The organism is Marinobacter sp. es.042 (genome assembly GCF_900188315.1).
GTDB lineage: Bacteria > Pseudomonadota > Gammaproteobacteria > Pseudomonadales > Oleiphilaceae > Marinobacter.
In genome coordinates, this window is record NZ_LT897781.1 from 3,882,532 (window position 1) to 3,899,156 (window position 16,625).

The window sequence follows — 16,625 nt, forward strand, 5'->3', positions numbered from 1 at the left end:
TGCCGCTCTGAGCGGTGTCACGCATCCCTGCCGTCTTCTTCATCCTCTGAGACCAGCACGCGGAAGCTCTCATGTTCGCGGAGCTGGTCAAAACTCACGTCTACGGAAGCATCGTCGCGGTATGCCTCGGAAATTTCAATAGCTTTCTTCAAGGTGCTGACTGCGTCGTCCCAGCGGCCGATTTCCGCATAGGCACATGCCAGCTGATAGTGCGCGTGGCCATTATCCGGTGCAAGTTTTAGCGCTCGTTGGCAGAGACTGATGGCCCACAACGGTTCCTGCATTTCCAGGACAGCGTCGGCCTTGTAACTCAGCGCTTCCACATCATCCGGGCGAAGATCCAGAATCTGGTCGTAGGCGGAAATCTTGTTCTGCTGTGAGGTTTCCTGACTGGCTTTCAACCACAGCGAATGCACTTCGTTGGTGCGCTCGATCTCGGCCTGGTTCTGGTGAATGATGTCGGATTTCTGCTTGAGCTGGTCCTCGATGAACTCAAGCCGCTGCTCATACTCGATGACCAGCTCGTTGACCCGTTTTTCGGCCAGGCTGGTCAGCTGATTGCGCATATCCCGGATGGAGTTCCAGCCGATAACAACGAGAATAGAGGTGGCGCCAGCGATCAGATAGAAGAAGTAGGTGACGGTGTCGGTGGCATAGGACATGGTTTTGTCCGCTACCGAGAGCTCCTTGTCGACGACCTTTTCGATCAGCTCTGCCCGGGTGTTTTGCATTTCCTTGCGCAATGCTTTGCTTTCTTCCAGCAGGTACAACTCCACAAAGGGCGTATACATGGGTTCGTCCAGCGTTTTGATGCTCTCTTCCAGATCCTCTGCGGTGAGCTCTTTCTCTGGCCCCAGTTTATCCTGTGCGAGGAGGGTACCGGCGAACGTCGTCATCAAAAGAAAAGGCAGGAAATACTTGATCATCGGGCGCATTCCGTCCGTTTGTCGTAAGTGGAACAAGTGGGGAACCTTAGCATAGTGGGTGGCCGAAAAAACGCCGGGAATCTCCCTGACTTGCAATCCCAGGTGCAAAGACCTCTAATAGTTAGGGGTATAAAGAAAATCCCATCACCGAATCGGAGAATTGCTGTGAACAGTTATGAAGATGTACTGGTGGCTCTCAGGCGGGTTATACGGGCGACGGACCTTCATTCGAAGCGCCTAAGCAAGCATGCCGGGCTGACAGGGCCACAGCTGCTCATCATGAGAACGATTCGGGATCTGGGCGAGGTGACTATCGGTACCATTGCGGAAAAGGTCAGTCTTAGCCAGGCGACGGTAACGACCATCCTGGACCGTCTGGAGCATCGGAACCTAGTTTATCGAGTACGCAGTACCCAGGACAAACGCAAGGTTCACGCGCACCTGACTGAAGAAGGCGCAGATCTTCTGGCCCGGGCGCCCAATCCGTTGCAGGAGGATTTCATTCAGAAATTCCAGAGCCTGGCAGAATGGGAGCAAACCATGATTCTCGCGTCGCTTCAGCGGGTGGCCAACATGATGGATGCCGATGATATTGATGCATCACCGGTGCTGACCGTTGGGTCAGTTCTTAAGGATGACGGGTGGAAGGAAAAAACCTGACCTCAATGAGCCAGGCTTTCTCCTGCTATCAGTGCACCGAAGACCCTTTCCTCGGCTTATTGCCGAAGCAGACCTGGAAAACATCGCTGTAATGCTTGGCAAAGTTCACCACCAAGCCTTCCTTCAGGTACTCCGGGAGCTCTTCGTAATCGCCCCGATTGGCTTCCGGCAGGATCAGATTGCTGATTTTCTGCCGCCGCGCCGCAATCACTTTCTCGCGAATACCGCCCACCGGCAGCACCTGTCCGGTCAGGGTCAGCTCTCCGGTCATGGCGATGTTTTGCTGCGGTGCTTCCCGTCGTGCGATCGATAGCAGGGCGGTTGCCATGGTGACGCCGGCGCTGGGGCCATCCTTCGGCGTGGCGCCTTCGGGCACGTGCAAGTGCACGAAGGACTTGTCGAAGAAAGTCGGGTCGCCTTTGAAGCGCTTGAGGTTTGAGGACACATAGCTGTAGGCGATTTCTGCGGACTCCTTCATGACATCACCCAGCTGTCCCGTCAGTTTGAAGCCGCGTTGTGCGCTGTGAATCCTGGAGGCCTCGATGCTCAGGGTGGCCCCGCCCATGGCGGTCCAGGCCAGGCCGGTGACAACGCCGGTACCTTTCAGGGATTTCTCTTTCTTGAACGAAGGCTGCCCCAGATAACTCTGCAGATCCGACACGCCCACCTTGACCGGCTGGTCCGGATTTTCCAGCAGCTTCACGATCCCCTTGCGGAGTATCTTGTGCAGGAGTTTTTCCAGGCTCCGCACGCCGGCCTCTCGTGCATAGCCCTCAATAACCTGCTTGATCGCTGCGTCCGTGATGTTGAGCTGCTTTTTCAGCAGCCCCGCCCGCTTCAGTAGTTTGGGCAGCAGGAAGTGCTTGGCGATGGCCAGTTTCTCTTCCGCGATGTAGCCGGACAGACGAATGACATCCATCCGGTCCAGCAGCGGCCGCGGAATCGTGTCCAGCTGGTTGGCCGTGCAGACGAACAGAACCTTGGAGAGGTCCATGCGAACATCGAGATAGTGATCAAGAAAGTCCCGGTTCTGTTCCGGGTCCAGCGTTTCCAACAGGGCGGATGCCGGGTCACCCTGGAAGGAGGCGCCGATCTTGTCGATCTCATCCAGCATGATCACCGGGTTCGCAACCTTGGAATCCTTCAGCGCCTGAACAAACTTGCCCGGCATGGCGCCGATGTAGGTTCGCCGGTGGCCTTTGATTTCGGCTTCATCACGCATGCCGCCCACACTGAAGCGGTAGAATTTCCGGCCCAGTGCATCCGCCACGGAATGGCCTATGGACGTCTTGCCAACGCCCGGTGGGCCGACCAGCAGCAGGATTGAGCCGCTGACCTCGCCCTTGAAGGTGCCTTCGGCCAGGAACTCGACGATGCGGTCTTTTACATCGTCGAGACCGTCGTGATCGCGGTCGAGTATCCGCCGTGCTTCGGTCAGATCGAAGTGGTCTTCTGAGTGAATGCCCCATGGAATCTGGGTCAGCCAGTCCAGATAGTTACGGGTAACGCCATATTCCGGCGAGCCCTGTTCCAGCACCTGCAGTTTTTCGAGTTCATCCCGGAAACGCTCCTGCACAGCCTCGGGCGGTTGCAGCTCTGCCATGCGCTGCTCGAAACGTTCCACGTCCGCAGTCTTGTCGTCCTTGGCCATGCCCAGCTCGCGCTGGATGACCTTGAGCTGTTCCTTCAGGAAGAACTCCCGCTGGTGCTTTTGTACCTTGGCGTTAACCTCCTCGCTGATTTCCGACTGGAGCCGAGCGACTTCCTGTTCCTTGCGCATCAGGAGCAGGACTTTTTCCATGCGGCGGAGTAGGGGAACGGTGTCGAGCACATCCTGCAATTCGTTACCCGGGGCGCTGGTCATCGAAGCGCCAAAGTCGGCAAGCGGGGAGCTGTCATCCGGCCCGAAACGGGACAGGTACTGTTTTACTTCCTCGCCATACAACGGGTTGGTGCGCAGCAGTTCCTTGATCGCGCTGATGATGGCCAGGGTATAGGCCTTGAGTTCGTCTGCCTCTTCTTCCGGTTCTGCCGGATATTCTACTTCAACCAGGTAAGGCGGTTTGCGGCGTAACCATTGGACAATCCGGAAGCGCTGGAGCCCCTGGGCAATGAACTGAACCTTGCCGCTTTCATTCTGGGCATGATGTACGCGCACGGCGCAGCCGACGGTCTCCAGCTGTTCGCTGGCAGGTACGCCTGCCTCCGCATCCTCTTCTTCCACAAAACAGATACCCATGACCTTGTGGTCGGTTTCGCCGACCCGCTTCAGGGTTTCCTGCCACGGATTCTGGTTGACCACCACAGGCTGCACCTGGGCCGGGAAAAACGGACGGTTCGAAACCGGCAGCACGTACATGCGCCGGGGCATCATCTGCTGGGGCAGGGCAAGGCTCTTGCTGTGCTCGTCCTTGCCAATGTATTCGGTCACGTCCTCTTCGAATTCCTCTAGTGAATCGTTTTGCGTCTCATCATTCATGCCGCGAGTATCCATCCGGAAAGGTTGTGAATCTGCCCGGGACGGGCTGCTGCGTGATTGCCCCGGGGCGTTGCTTATTAGTTATGTAACGGCAGATACGGTGATTTCAAGGAGTTGGGTTGGCGCTGTTGGCGCTTGAATTTTCGGGAGTTGGCCCCATGTTTCTGGCAGTTTCCGATGATTCATACGACTTTTCAGGTGCCTTGCATGAGCAACTCTCCGTATATTTTTGACGCCACCATGGAAAACTTTCAGCAGAAGGTGATGGAAGCCTCTGCCAGCACACCCGTTCTGGTCGATGTCTGGGCCGAGTGGTGCGCTCCGTGCAAGCAGTTGATGCCCTTGCTGGAAAAACTGGCTGAGGATTACCAGGGTGCGTTCATGCTCGCCAAGGTGAACGCCGACGAGCAGGAGCAGCTTACCTCCAGCCTTGGTGTGCGCAGTCTGCCAACGGTCATTCTGGTCAAGAACGGCCAGGCGGTGGATGGTTTTAACGGTGCGCTGCCGGAAAACGAAATCCGCAAGGTTCTGGACAAGCATGTTGAAGCGCCGAAGGAGGATCCGTACGACAAGGCTCATCGGATCTGGGAAGAGGGCGATGTTGAGGGAGCGCTGGCCATCCTGTCGCAGATGAACCAGGAGGATCCAGAGAACCTGAAGGTACTGATTGATCTTGCCCAGCTGAAAGCGGAAATGGGCGATCTTGAGACGGCTGAACAGGTACTGGAAAGCCTTCCGCCGGAGGAAAAGATGCAGCACCAGGCCAAGCAGTTGGCTGCCCGCTTGAAGTTTCTCCGGCAGTCTGCCGAGCTGCCACCGATCAAGGATCTCGAAATGGCGCTGGAGCAGGATCCCAAAGACCCGAACGCTCTGCATCAGTTGGCGCTCCACCACGTATTACAGGAGAACAACGCCGAGGCCATGGATCTTCTGATCCGTTTGATGCAGGTGGACAGTAAATACAAGGACGAAGCGGCCAAGACAACGCTGGTCGAGCTGTTCGACAAGCTGGGTAACAATAACCCGGATGTGCGGACCTATCGGCGAAAGCTCTATACCCTGATGCACTGACGAAATTGCTCGGGGTTGATCGAAACCCGAGATTGAATCCGGGGTCAGATGAAAGCCTTCATCTGACCCCATCTTCACGAAATCATCATGCTCAAGCTCCCACCCCAGCCAGACAATTGCGAACTCTGCGAACGCCCGGTTGCCAGGCTCACCCGGCACCACCTTATCCCCAAGCACCTGCATCGGAAGAAGCGCTTCCAGAAACTATTCACCAAAAAAGATCTGATCACCCGAACCCTGTGGGTGTGCAGACCCTGTCATAACGCCATTCATAAAGCTCGCTCGGAATACGAGCTGGGTCTGTACTTCAACACCCGGGAAAAGTTGCTGCAGCTGGAGGAATTGCGGACGTTTGTTGAGTGGCTCAGGGACAAGCCAGAGGGGTTTGTGCCCAAGTTTGTAAGGCAAAAATAACGAACCTGATCCAATGACTAATAGATGCAGTATTCATAGGCTCATTTATTGGGAGAGGTCGTTATGCGTAGTCGAAAAGATGATCGTCGAATTCAGCGATTCCTGGCTTTGAGCGCCCTTATTCTTCTCACTCCATGGATCCTCATTGCCGGCTTGCTGGCGATGGAGAATGTCCAGGACGGGGTTCTGGGTAATGGTGGTCTGCAGGTAGCGTTGATTGGCATTATCGGGGCTGTGTTCGGAGCCTTGGTCTTTTGGGTTATTCCCAACTGGAAAGCGCGTCGTTCCAATCGCTGAAAAGCAAAGCGGCCCCGTCACAGGGGCCGCTTTTTTTATCACGCCAGGGCCGGTATTTAGCCGTTGCCTCTCTTCATGGCTTCATACTCATCTTCAAAGAAGAACTTCTCTTCGCCAAAGGCCGGTTCCAGCTCGTGCAGCCAGGTGGCCGTCTCGCTGTACTTGGCGAAGAACGGGCGCTGAACCCAGTCCGGATTACGACCCTGCAGGAAGCGCAGTACGAACACCTTCTCGCCGTTGATTTCAGTAATACCCTGAATCTCCACCTTGCCGGGGCCGGCGCTCATGGAGGGGCCGCGGGCGGTACGGGCCAGGCCGCTGACCTTTTTCATGGCTTCCCGATAGATGTGGAAGGCCTCGGCAAGAGGTACTTCGAAGTAGTTTTTGGCACCCGTGTCCCGCTCTACAAACATGTAGTACGGAATGATGCCCAGCTGCACCTCTTTCTTCCACAGTTTGGCCCAGGCGTCGGCATCATCGTTGACGTGCTTGATCAACGGGCCTTGGGCGCGGATCTCGGCGCCGGTGGCACGGATGCGGCGGATAGCCTCTTCGGCGATCTCGGTGGTGATTTCCTGCCAGTGGTTGTAGTGGGCCATGATGGCAACGTGCTTGCCGGCGTCCACGAGACGGGCGAACAGGTCGATCAGTTCGTCGGCATCCTTGTCGGTCACAAAACGGTACGGCCAGAAGGTGAGGGCCTTGGTGCCGATGCGGATGGTCTGGATGTGGTCGAATTCAGGCTCCAGCAGCGGCTCGAGGTACTGCACCAGATTTTTGGTTTTCATGACCATCGGATCACCACCGGTCACCAGCAGGTCGGTTACCTCGGTGTGCTCCTGCAGGTAGCCGTGGAGCTTCTCGGCTTCGGTGCTGGCCATTTTCAGGTCCTTGTCACCGACAAACTGTGCCCATCGGAAACAGAAGGTGCAGTAAGAGTGGCAGGTCTGACCCTGGGCCGGGAAAAACAGCACTGTCTCGCGGTACTTGTGCTGAACACCGTCGAGCACCTCACCATCCAGTTCGGGCATGTTCATTTCCATCTGGCCTGCCGGGTGCGGGTTCAGTTCATCCCGGATTTCCTTGGCAACCGCCTGGATCTCTTTTTTGTCGGCACCTTCACGGTGCATTGTTGCCATGCGCTCGTAATGCTCTTCTTTCAGCATGCCTTTCTGGGGGAAGACAAGCTGATAGATCGGGTCGTTGGGAACCTTGTCCCAGTTGATCAGTTCATTGATCACATATTCGTTGACCCGGAAAGGTAGCACGCTGGCTACCACCTTCATTTCAAACAGCGTCTCCTCAGGGAGATTCTGAATGACTTCAATCTTGTCGAGCTGGCGGTCTGTGTAGACCTTGAAACGCCGTTCCTCGAACTCCGTAGTGGGAATCCGGTTCGGAAAGGTGACGATGGAGTTCATAGATCGCCCTCTGTTGGTGTCAATGACAGAAAAAGTGGTCCGACCACTTTTCGGTGGTTAAAAATCAGGCAGGCGAGTATACATAAACGGGAGATTATTTTCAGGTCTAATTAAAAAGTTCCGGTAAATTAGATGAGTAGAAGAGTTAAAGGCTCAGAATATTCAACAAAAATCGCTAACGGCGGCGAATGTGTAGCGAATTGCGGCGAGGATATCGTTTAGCGTGGTAATCAATTTCCCGGTTGATAAGAATGCTACGACATTGGTCGCAGTCTGGTTGTCTGATGGTCCAAAAACGGTCATTCTTCCGTAAGTAACCGCAAAGAGCGCCCCTGAAATGGATTTAGATAGGGTGTAAATTGAATTTAGCGTTAAAAATGTAGTAAAAAGACGACAAAATGGGTTGGCTGATCCGCGCGCTTCATCGGCATACCGACCGTTCGTAGGGCCAAAAGCCCGTAAATCGGGGCGATCGGGCAGGAAAAGTGTGAAAGCTGTTCTATGCTTTGTACAGGTTCTGTGTACTGGGAGCCGGTACACCTGTCAGGCTGACATACCCACAACAAAACACTGCATTTCATCGCAGCTTATCGACACCGCAACGCGCCCGGCTGCTGATCGTGGCGGCGCTGCACTTTTTGATGCCAAGGGGAGGGTTTGATGTACCAGGACGATGATCCCATTGAAACCAGTGAATGGCTGGATGCGCTGGAATCTCTGATCGAGAACGAAGGCGTAGACCGGGCCAAATACATTCTTGAGAGGCTCTCCGAGCGGGCGAGCCGTGACGGAACCGAGCTGCCGTACTCCATTACCACGCCGTTCAGGAACAGTATTCCTGTGTCCCAGCAGGCGCCGATGCCCGGCGACCTCTTCATGGAGCGCCGTATTCGCTCCCTGATCCGCTGGAATGCCATGGCCATGGTTATGCGCGCGAATCAGCGTCCCGGAGATCTTGGCGGGCATGTTTCCTCGTTCTCGTCGGCCGCAACCCTCTACGATGTTGGCTTTAACTACTTCTTCCACGGTGGCGACGAAAAGCGCGAATCCGATCTGGTTTATTTCCAGGGGCACTCATCTCCGGGCATCTATGCACGCTCCTTCCTTGAAGGCCGGTTTGATGAAAAAGATCTCGACAAGTATCGCGAAGAGGTGGATGGCACCGGCCTTTCGTCCTACCCGCACCCCTGGTTGATGCCGGATTACTGGCAGTTCCCCACGGTTTCCATGGGTCTGGGCCCAATTCAGGCCATTTATCAGGCCCACGTAATGAAATACCTGGACAGCCGGGAGCTCATCGAGATGGGCGATCGCAAGGTCTGGTGCTTTGTCGGTGACGGCGAGTGTGACGAGCCGGAAACCCTGGGGTCCATCTCCATGGCCGGCCGGGAAAACCTCAGCAACCTGATCTTTGTGGTTAACTGCAATCTTCAGCGCCTGGACGGTCCAGTGCGTGGTAATGGCAAGATTATCCAGGAACTTGAGGGTGTCTTCCGCGGTGCCGGTTGGAACGTGTTGAAGGTCGTCTGGGGCCGCCACTGGGATCCCCTGTTCGAGCAGGACAAAGACGGCAAGATGCAGCACGTCATGGACGAGGTCTGCGATGGCGACCTGCAAAACTTCAAGAGCAACGGCCCGGCCTACACGCGAAAGCATTTCTTCGGTAAATATCCGGAAACGGCGAAGCTGGTTGAAAGCCTCTCTGACGAGGAGATCAACAAGCTCAACCGGGGCGGTCACGACCCGTACAAGATCTATGCGGCTTTCCATCATGCCATTCACAAGAACGGTGGCCGGCCAACGGTCATTCTGGCCCACACCATCAAGGGGTATGGCTTTGGTGAGGCAGGCGAGGCCCAGAACACCGCCCACTCCCTGAAAAAACTCGATATCGAGCAACTGAAGTCGTTCCGCGACCGGTTTGCGGTGCCGCTGAAGGACGAGGAGCTCAAGGACGTTCCCTACTACCGGCCAGCGCCGGATAGCCCGGAAATCGTCTACATGAAGAAGCGGCGTCAGGAGCTGGGTGGTTTCTATCCCAAGCGTCGTAAGGATTGTCAGCCGCTGCAGATCCCCGATCTGGATATCTTCAAGGCGGTGCTGGAGGGCTCCGGTGACCGGAAGATCTCCACCACCATGGCCTTCGTTCGTATCCTGACCGCGTTGACCAAAGACAAGCGTATCGGCAAGCGCGTGGTACCGATCGTGCCGGACGAAGCCCGTACCTTTGGTATGGAAGGTATGTTCCGTCAGCTCGGCATCTACACCGCCGAGGGCCAGAAGTACGTTCCGGAAGACCGTGATCAGATCATGTACTACCGGGAAGACAAGAAAGGCCAGATTCTTGAGGAAGGTATCAACGAAGACGGCTCCATGGCAGCGTGGATGGCGGCTGCGACCTCCTACAGCACCAACAACTTCCCGTTGATTCCTTTCTACATCTTCTATTCCATGTTCGGTTTCCAGCGGGTTGGCGATCTGGCGTGGGCATCCGGTGACATCCAGGCCCGTGGTTTCCTGATCGGCGGTACCGCCGGCCGGACCACCCTGAACGGCGAAGGCCTGCAGCACCAGGACGGCCACAGCCACGTGCTGGCCAACACCATTCCGAACTGTAAAGCCTACGATCCGGCTTACGGTTACGAAATGGCGGTTGTGCTTCGCAAGGGTATGAAGGAGATGTTCGAAGACAACCAGAACGTCTTCTACTACCTGACCATCGAAAACGAGAACTACGAACAGCCTGCCATGCCCAAGGATTGCGAAGACGGCATTATCAAGGGCATGTACAAGTTCGAGTCTGTTGAAACCAAGGGCAACAAAAAGACGCCTCGGGTTCAGTTGCTTGGTGCGGGCGCTATCCTAAATGAGGTGCGTGCTGCCGCCCAGATGCTGAAAGACGACTGGGGAGTTGCCTCCGATGTGTGGAGTGTTACCAGCTTCAACGAGCTCGCCCGTGAAGGCCTGCACGTAGAGCGCTGGAACCGCCTGCACCCGGATGACAAGCCGAAGAAGGCGTATGTTACCCAGTGTCTGGAGAAGCAGACCGGGCCAGTGGTTTCTTCCACCGATTACATCAAGCTGCACTCCGAGCAGCTCCGGGCGTTCATCCCGAAAACCTACCTGACCCTGGGCACCGACGGCTTTGGCCGCAGTGACACCCGGGAAAAGCTGCGCAGCTTCTTTGAAGTCGACCGTTACTATGTAACAGTCACGGCGCTGTCAGCTCTGGCCAAGGACGGTGAGGTGAAGAACGATGTGGTTCTCGAAGCCATGCGCAAGTACGGAATCGATCGCAACAAAACGAACCCGGTGCTGAGCTAAGGAGACCGCCATGAGTGAACAGGAAATCAAGGTTCCGGATCTCGGCGGTGCGGATGAGGTCGAGGTTATCGAAATCACCGTCAGTGCAGGGGATTCGGTTGAAGCAGAAGATCCGATCCTGACCGTAGAGTCAGACAAAGCCTCGGTGGAGCTGCCGTCGCCCGGTGCCGGCAAGATCACCAAGATCACCGTCAAAGTGGGCGACAAGGTCAAGGAAGGCGACGTCGTAGGGATGATGGAAGCCAGTGCCGATGGCGGTGGCTCTGACGATTCCGAGGAAGAGCCGGAAGGGAAAGCCGAGGAAAAGAGCGAAGCCGCGGAGCAGGAGAAGTCCGAAGAGAGCAAGCCGGCGCCGAAGAAGGCTTCCGGTGGCTCACGCAAGGAGACCGTGAGGGTTCCTGCGCTGGATGGCTTCGACAATGTTCCGGTTATCGAAATCAATGTCGCCGAAGGCGATACCATTGAGGCTGACGATCCGCTGGTTACCGTGGAATCGGATAAGGCCACCATGGAGATTCCCTCGCCGTACTCGGGCAAGGTGGGCAAGATACTGGTGTCCGAGGGCGACAAGCTCTCCGAGGGCCATGAGCTGCTGGAGATGACCGTCCAGGAAGAGGGCGGCGAATCGGAAGACGACTCCGGGCCGGCGTCTGAAGAACCGGCGAAGGAAGCGAAGTCTGAGCCCAAGTCCGAAGAGAAGCCAAAGCAGCAAGCAGAGTCTGCCCCTGAACCCCAGGGTGCAACCTATGAGCCGCCCACGCCTGGCGCGAAGGTCCATGCTGGCCCTGCTGTTCGCAAGCTGGCCCGTGAGCTGGGTGCCGATCTGGCCCGCATCAAGGGCTCTGGCCCAAAGAGCCGGATTATCAAGGACGACGTCCACGCCTATGTGAAGAGCCAGCTGAAGCAGGCTCAGCAGGGTGCCGGTGTTGCCACCGGTTCCGGTATCCCCGGGGTCAAGCTGCCAGACTTCAGCCAGTTTGGTGAAGTGAAGCGTGAGGCCATGTCGCGGATGATGTTCGCCACGGCCAACAACATGCAGCGCAGCTGGCTGAACGTGCCTCACGTCACCCAGTTCGAGGATGCGGACATCACCGATATGGAGGATTTCCGCAAGGCCCAGAAGGCGGCCGGCGAGAAGAAAGGCGTGAAGATGACGCCGCTGCCGTTCCTGCTGAAGGCCTGTGCCACGGCGCTGGCCGAACTGCCTCAGTTCAACGTGTCCCTGGACATGGAGCGCAAAGAGGTGGTTCGCAAGAAGTACATTCACATCGGGATTGCGGTGGATACGCCCAACGGGCTGATGGTGCCGGTGATCAAGGATGTGGACAAGAAGGGCTTGTGGGAGCTCGCTGCCGAGAGCGCCGAGCTGGCCCAGAAGGCCCGGGACAAGCAGCTGAAGCCGGCAGAGATGCACGGTGCCTGTTTTACCATCACCAGTCTGGGTGGTATTGGCGGTACCGCATTTACGCCGATTGTGAATACGCCGGAGGTGGCGATTCTTGGGGTGTCCAAGGCGGCGATGAAGCCGGTTTGGGATGGCAAGGAGTTCCAGCCCCGCCTGATGCTGCCGTTGTCGCTGTCTTACGATCACCGAGCGGTGAATGGGGCGGATGCTGCCCGGTTTACCACGGTGCTCAGTCAGCTTCTTGGTGACATTCGTACCCTTCTGCTGTGATATGAAGCTAGTTGTCACCCAGCCTGAGGGTTGGGTGGCGCGACAAAGGCCGGTGCGGCTTTTCAGAACACGCTACAAGCACATCCCTGTGCGCTTGTTTCGGGCCATCCCTGGCCCTCTACAGTTCTGAAAAGCCGCACCGGCCTTTGTCGTTCTGGCTCCCTCCTGTTCGCTACTTCCTGTTCATATTTTTCCGTCAGGCCGACCTTCATGTATCTCGCACAAACAAAAACCCCGGCCGGAGCCGGGGTTTCTGCTGAGTTAACTAACTTCTAACGGAAGGATTAGAAGCCGTATTGCGCTGCGAACAGGAGGCGGTTCGCATCGGTGGAATCACCGGCAACAGTTTCCTGATCGAAGTAGCCATATTCGACGCCGAACATAACGTTCTTAACCGGTGACCACATGTAGTTCAGGAAGATGTTCTGGTTGGTTTCTGCGTCGCCATTAGTGGCAGCGCCAGCCGCAACTGCGTCGTCCAGATCCAGTGTAGTGGTACCGTAGCCCAGGTTGATGCTACGACCGCCGCCGAGCGCTACACTGGTGCCGATTGAGCCGCCGTAGCCTGCGATGGTTTCGAGGCTGTTGCCATCTACATAGGCGCTTGGGCCAAAGTAGTTGCTGCCTGAACGCCACAGGTATCCGTTGGCACCGTCGGTGTAGTTGATTGCACCCTGAATGGAGATCATGTCGCTCAGGGCAAACTTGGCAGCACCAAACACTGCGTAGCCCATTGCGCTATCATCGTTGGTGCCGTCGTCAACAGTGACCTGGCTGATCAGAGCGGCTGCCGAATATGACAGGGCATCTGCAGAATCTTGGATTCGAGCAGTCAGCGCCGGAGCAGAGGTCCGGGTGTCAGTGGAGTTGGTCACACCTTGAGAGCTCGGATCTTCAAGAGAGAAGGACAGAGCGCCAGTGGTGTAACGAATCTGCTCGGTACGATCCTGGCTACCTGCAGTACCTGCCAGGCTGTCGAAGTCCAGAGTCGGAGTGTTACCTACGAAGCTGGTGTAGTTGGACCAGTTACGGCCGGCCATGAAACCGTTGTATTCACCGTACGCATGACGCATACGCAGACTGCCAGCACCGTTGCCGGAACCACGGAAGTCACCTTCCACGGTGATCGCAACGCCAGAGGCGTGCTTGACCTTAACGCCCAGACGGCTCTGCTGTACGTCAGCGCCGAAGTGGCCGGTTACGTCTTCGTTAGCTGAAGGAGTGAAAGAACCTGCGCGGGTGGATACGGCGCGGTTGCCGTCCAGGTCATAGCTCATGTTCAGACGAGCGTAGCCATACAGGCTCGCTTCGGTATCGTCACCTACGTTCAGCGTAAGTGCGCTCGCTTGAGAGGCAACCCCCATTACTACTGTTGCTGCCGTCGCACGAATTGCCAATCTCAGTTTGTTGCTTTGCATCGTTGTTGTCTCCACACATTTTTGTTGTTGGACCCAAAAACAAGGTAGTTACGAATTCGTGACAATTCAAATAAATTCATGCAGAAATTAGACGAATGTCTATAACAGCTTTTCGTTCATATACAGACATCTGCAGTTGCCAAAGAGGCGTAAAGTTGTTCCATGACGTCCGAAAGTACAGTTATTGAGTCAGCCACGTTCGCGTTTCTTGATATTGAAACCACCGGCGGCAATTCAGCCCGGGACCGGATTACCGAGATTGGTATCCGGTTCTGGCGGGCCGGCGAGGTGGTGGGTGAGTGGCAGACGCTGCTGAATCCGGAAACGCGGATATCCCCGTTTATCGAGAACTTTACCGGCATTTCTAATGAGATGGTCGCCGATGCCCCGTTATTTGAAGATGTGGCGGATGAGCTGGAGGAGCAACTCAAGGGCAAGGTGTTTGTCGCTCACAACGCCCGCTTTGATTACGGTTTTATCAAATCCGAATTCCGCAGATTGGGTCGCCTGTTCTCAGCGAAGGTGCTGTGTACGGTAAAGCTTTCCCGGCGGCTGTATCCGGAATTCCGGCGGCATAATATGGACGCGCTGATTGCCCGCCATGGCCTTGCCCGGGTTCAGCGCCACCGGGCCATGGGCGATGTGTCCGCCATGTTGGCGTTCTTTGAGCATGCACTTTCGGAAAAAGGCGACGGGAAGTTTGATAAGGCCCTCCGAGAGTTGCTGCAACGGCCCAGTATTCCTTCCCATCTTCCGTCGGATACGCTTCAGGACCTGCCCCGTGGCCCTGGGGTATATCGGTTTTACGGCGAAAACGATGTGCTTTTATACGTGGGCAAGAGCACCAATATCGCCCAGCGGGTGGCCTCGCACTTTTCCGGCGATCATAACTCTGCCCGTGGTGTAAGGATGTCCGAGAGTCTGCGCCGTGTTGAGTGGACGGAAACTGCCGGCGAGCTTGGCGCGCTCTTGCTGGAACTCAAGCAGATCAAGACCCTGAAGCCTCTGTTCAACCGCCGCTCCCGGGCAGCCAAGAACCTGGTGAGCATTGAGCTGTCGAAAAACGAGGCGGGTTATCTTCAGGCGCGACTGGTTCGTGAAATCGAGCCCCACCGGTTGGGGAATTATTTCGGGTTGTTCCGAAGCAAGCGGGATGCCGAGCGGGCATTGAGCGGCATCGCGGCCAAGAATGAATTGTGCAACCGGCTGCTCGGCCTGGAGCCGGAGCACGAGGGTCCTTGTTTCCAGCGCGCGCTGGGGCGCTGCAAGGGCGCCTGCGAGGAACTCGAGAATGTCGAGCGCTATAACCTCAGGGTGCAGATTGCTTTCCATGGCCTGCGACTGAAAACCTGGCCCTGGAAAGGGCCGGTCGGGATCATTGAGCGGGATGAGCGGTCTGGGCGCACGGACATCCTGGTGGTTTATAACTGGATGCATGTAGCCACCCTGCATGAAGAGGAGGCGCTGGCGGATCTCTCACTCAGCGGCCAGGCAGTCACCTTTGACCTGGATTCCTACAAACTTCTGATCGGCGCCCTCATGGACGGAAAAAAGGGCGGGCACGAACCTCAGCGGGTGATCGAATTGCCTGCCATCGGGGAACCGGATGTTCTTATGCCGTGAGTGGCGTATTATGGTGCAAGAGTCCGCACACCTACTTACTTGTTTGGTGCTGCCACTCTACTATTTTTAATTGCTTAGCCGCTTTCCCGAGAGAGATTTATGAATAAAGAACCCGTCAGCCGCGAACTGTTCGATGAAGTCATGGTGCCCAACTACGCTCCCGGTTCCATCATTCCGGTGCGAGGAGAGGGCTCCCGGATCTGGGATCAGGAAGGCCGCGAGTTTATCGATCTCCAGGGCGGCATCGCAGTGACCTGCCTGGGCCATTCCCATCCGGGGCTGGTGGGCGCGTTGCACGATCAGGCTGAGAAAATCTGGCACCTGTCCAACGTGATGACCAACGAACCCGCCCTGCGTCTGGCGAAAACCCTGTGTGACCTCACCTTTGCCGAGCGCGTGTTCTTCGCCAACTCCGGAGCCGAGGCCAACGAAGCGGCGTTCAAGCTGGCCCGCCGTTACGCCTGGGAGCATCACGGTAAAGAGAAGAACGAGATCATTTCGTTCAAGAATTCCTTTCACGGTCGCACCCTGTTTACCGTGAGCGTCGGTGGCCAACCCAAGTACCTGGAAGGATTCGAGCCGGCACCCGGCGGCATTCACCATGCCGAGTTCAACGACCTGGAATCCGTGAAGAAACTGATCTCGAAGGAGAAAACCTGTGCCATCGTGGTCGAGCCCATTCAGGGTGAGGGTGGTGTTATGCCCGGCGACCAGGCATTCCTTCAGGGGCTGCGAGATCTGTGCGACGAAAATGACGCATTGCTGGTGTTTGATGAGGTTCAGTCCGGCGTTGGCCGAAGTGGCCACTTCTACGCCTATCAGATGTATGGCGTGGTGCCGGATATTCTCTCCAGTGCCAAGGGGCTTGGCGGCGGTTTTCCGGTCGCAGCCATGCTGACCACGGCCAAGGTTGCAGCCAGCCTGGGCGTGGGTACTCACGGCAGTACCTACGGCGGTAACGCACTGGCCTGCGCCGTGGCGCAGAAGGTAGTGGATACCGTCAGTCAGCCGGAGATTCTCAAGGGCGTGAAAGCCCGTTCCGACAAGCTCCGCAAGGGCATGATGGATATTGGCGAACGCTACGGCGTGTTCACCGAAGTGCGCGGTGCCGGCCTGCTGCTCGGTTGCGTGCTTACCGAGAAATGGCAGGGCAAGGCTAAGGACTTCCTGAACGCCGGGCTGGAAGAGGGCGTGATGGTTCTGGTGGCCGGCGCAAACGTGATTCGTCTGGCGCCATCCCTGATTATCCCGGAACCGGACATTGAATTAGCCCTCGAGCGTTTCGAAGCGGCAGTGAAAAAACTGACGGCCTAAGGA

Annotated in this window: 12 protein-coding genes; 8 read left to right on the plus strand and 4 right to left on the minus strand. The window is 56.5% G+C overall.

What is annotated here, in order from left to right:
• Window positions 1-17 precede the first annotated feature (17 nt).
• Window positions 18-926, minus strand: a complete 909-nt coding sequence (locus CFB02_RS17795; protein ID WP_088559079.1) for a TPR end-of-group domain-containing protein — start codon at window positions 924-926, stop codon at window positions 18-20.
• Between the two features lie 165 nt (window positions 927-1,091).
• Here CFB02_RS17795 and CFB02_RS17800 point away from each other — a divergent pair, with 165 nt between their 5' ends.
• Entirely contained in the window at window positions 1,092-1,586 is a 495-nt protein-coding gene (locus CFB02_RS17800) for a MarR family winged helix-turn-helix transcriptional regulator (RefSeq protein ID WP_088559080.1), read from the plus strand.
• 28 nt (window positions 1,587-1,614) lie between these two features.
• Here the strand turns inward: CFB02_RS17800 and lon are convergent, their stop codons facing one another.
• Entirely contained in the window at window positions 1,615-4,065 is a 2,451-nt protein-coding gene (gene lon, locus CFB02_RS17805; RefSeq protein ID WP_088559081.1) for an endopeptidase La, read from the minus strand.
• A gap of 207 nt (window positions 4,066-4,272) precedes the next feature.
• Between lon and trxA the strand changes: the two genes are divergently transcribed.
• The 3 genes from trxA (at window position 4,273) to CFB02_RS17820 (ending at window position 5,847) form a co-directional block, all read left to right on the plus strand.
• The gene (gene trxA, locus CFB02_RS17810) at window positions 4,273-5,136 is read left to right on the plus strand and encodes a thioredoxin (protein ID WP_088559082.1); all 864 of its coding nucleotides are present in this window, start codon (window positions 4,273-4,275) and stop codon (window positions 5,134-5,136) included.
• A gap of 87 nt (window positions 5,137-5,223) precedes the next feature.
• The gene (locus CFB02_RS17815) at window positions 5,224-5,550 is read left to right on the plus strand and encodes a hypothetical protein (protein ID WP_088559083.1); all 327 of its coding nucleotides are present in this window, start codon (window positions 5,224-5,226) and stop codon (window positions 5,548-5,550) included.
• Window positions 5,551-5,613: 63 nt separating this feature from the next.
• Window positions 5,614-5,847 carry a hypothetical protein gene (locus CFB02_RS17820; RefSeq protein WP_014578277.1) on the plus strand — a complete coding sequence of 78 codons (234 nt, stop codon included), beginning with the start codon at window positions 5,614-5,616 and terminating at the stop codon, window positions 5,845-5,847.
• Window positions 5,848-5,903: 56 nt separating this feature from the next.
• Here the strand turns inward: CFB02_RS17820 and CFB02_RS17825 are convergent, their stop codons facing one another.
• Window positions 5,904-7,268 (minus strand): KamA family radical SAM protein, encoded by a 1,365-nt coding sequence (locus CFB02_RS17825; RefSeq protein WP_088559084.1) that lies wholly within the window; start codon window positions 7,266-7,268, stop codon window positions 5,904-5,906.
• 660 nt (window positions 7,269-7,928) lie between these two features.
• Between CFB02_RS17825 and aceE the strand changes: the two genes are divergently transcribed.
• Both aceE and aceF read left to right on the plus strand, forming a co-directional pair.
• Entirely contained in the window at window positions 7,929-10,592 is a 2,664-nt protein-coding gene (gene aceE / locus CFB02_RS17830) for a pyruvate dehydrogenase (acetyl-transferring), homodimeric type (protein ID WP_088559085.1), read from the plus strand.
• Window positions 10,593-10,602: 10 nt separating this feature from the next.
• Window positions 10,603-12,267 (plus strand): dihydrolipoyllysine-residue acetyltransferase, encoded by a 1,665-nt coding sequence (gene aceF / locus CFB02_RS17835; RefSeq protein ID WP_088559086.1) that lies wholly within the window; start codon window positions 10,603-10,605, stop codon window positions 12,265-12,267.
• A gap of 284 nt (window positions 12,268-12,551) precedes the next feature.
• Here the strand turns inward: aceF and CFB02_RS17840 are convergent, their stop codons facing one another.
• Window positions 12,552-13,685, minus strand: coding sequence for a DcaP family trimeric outer membrane transporter (locus CFB02_RS17840; RefSeq protein WP_088559087.1), 1,134 nt, complete (start codon window positions 13,683-13,685; stop codon window positions 12,552-12,554).
• Between the two features lie 162 nt (window positions 13,686-13,847).
• On the opposite strand from CFB02_RS17840, the gene CFB02_RS17845 reads away from it, so the two are divergent.
• Both CFB02_RS17845 and CFB02_RS17850 read left to right on the plus strand, forming a co-directional pair.
• Window positions 13,848-15,308, plus strand: a complete 1,461-nt coding sequence (locus CFB02_RS17845) for an exonuclease domain-containing protein (protein ID WP_088559088.1) — start codon at window positions 13,848-13,850, stop codon at window positions 15,306-15,308.
• 99 nt (window positions 15,309-15,407) lie between these two features.
• Entirely contained in the window at window positions 15,408-16,622 is a 1,215-nt protein-coding gene (locus tag CFB02_RS17850) for an aspartate aminotransferase family protein (RefSeq protein ID WP_088559089.1), read from the plus strand.
• The last annotated feature ends 3 nt before the right edge of the window (window positions 16,623-16,625 follow it).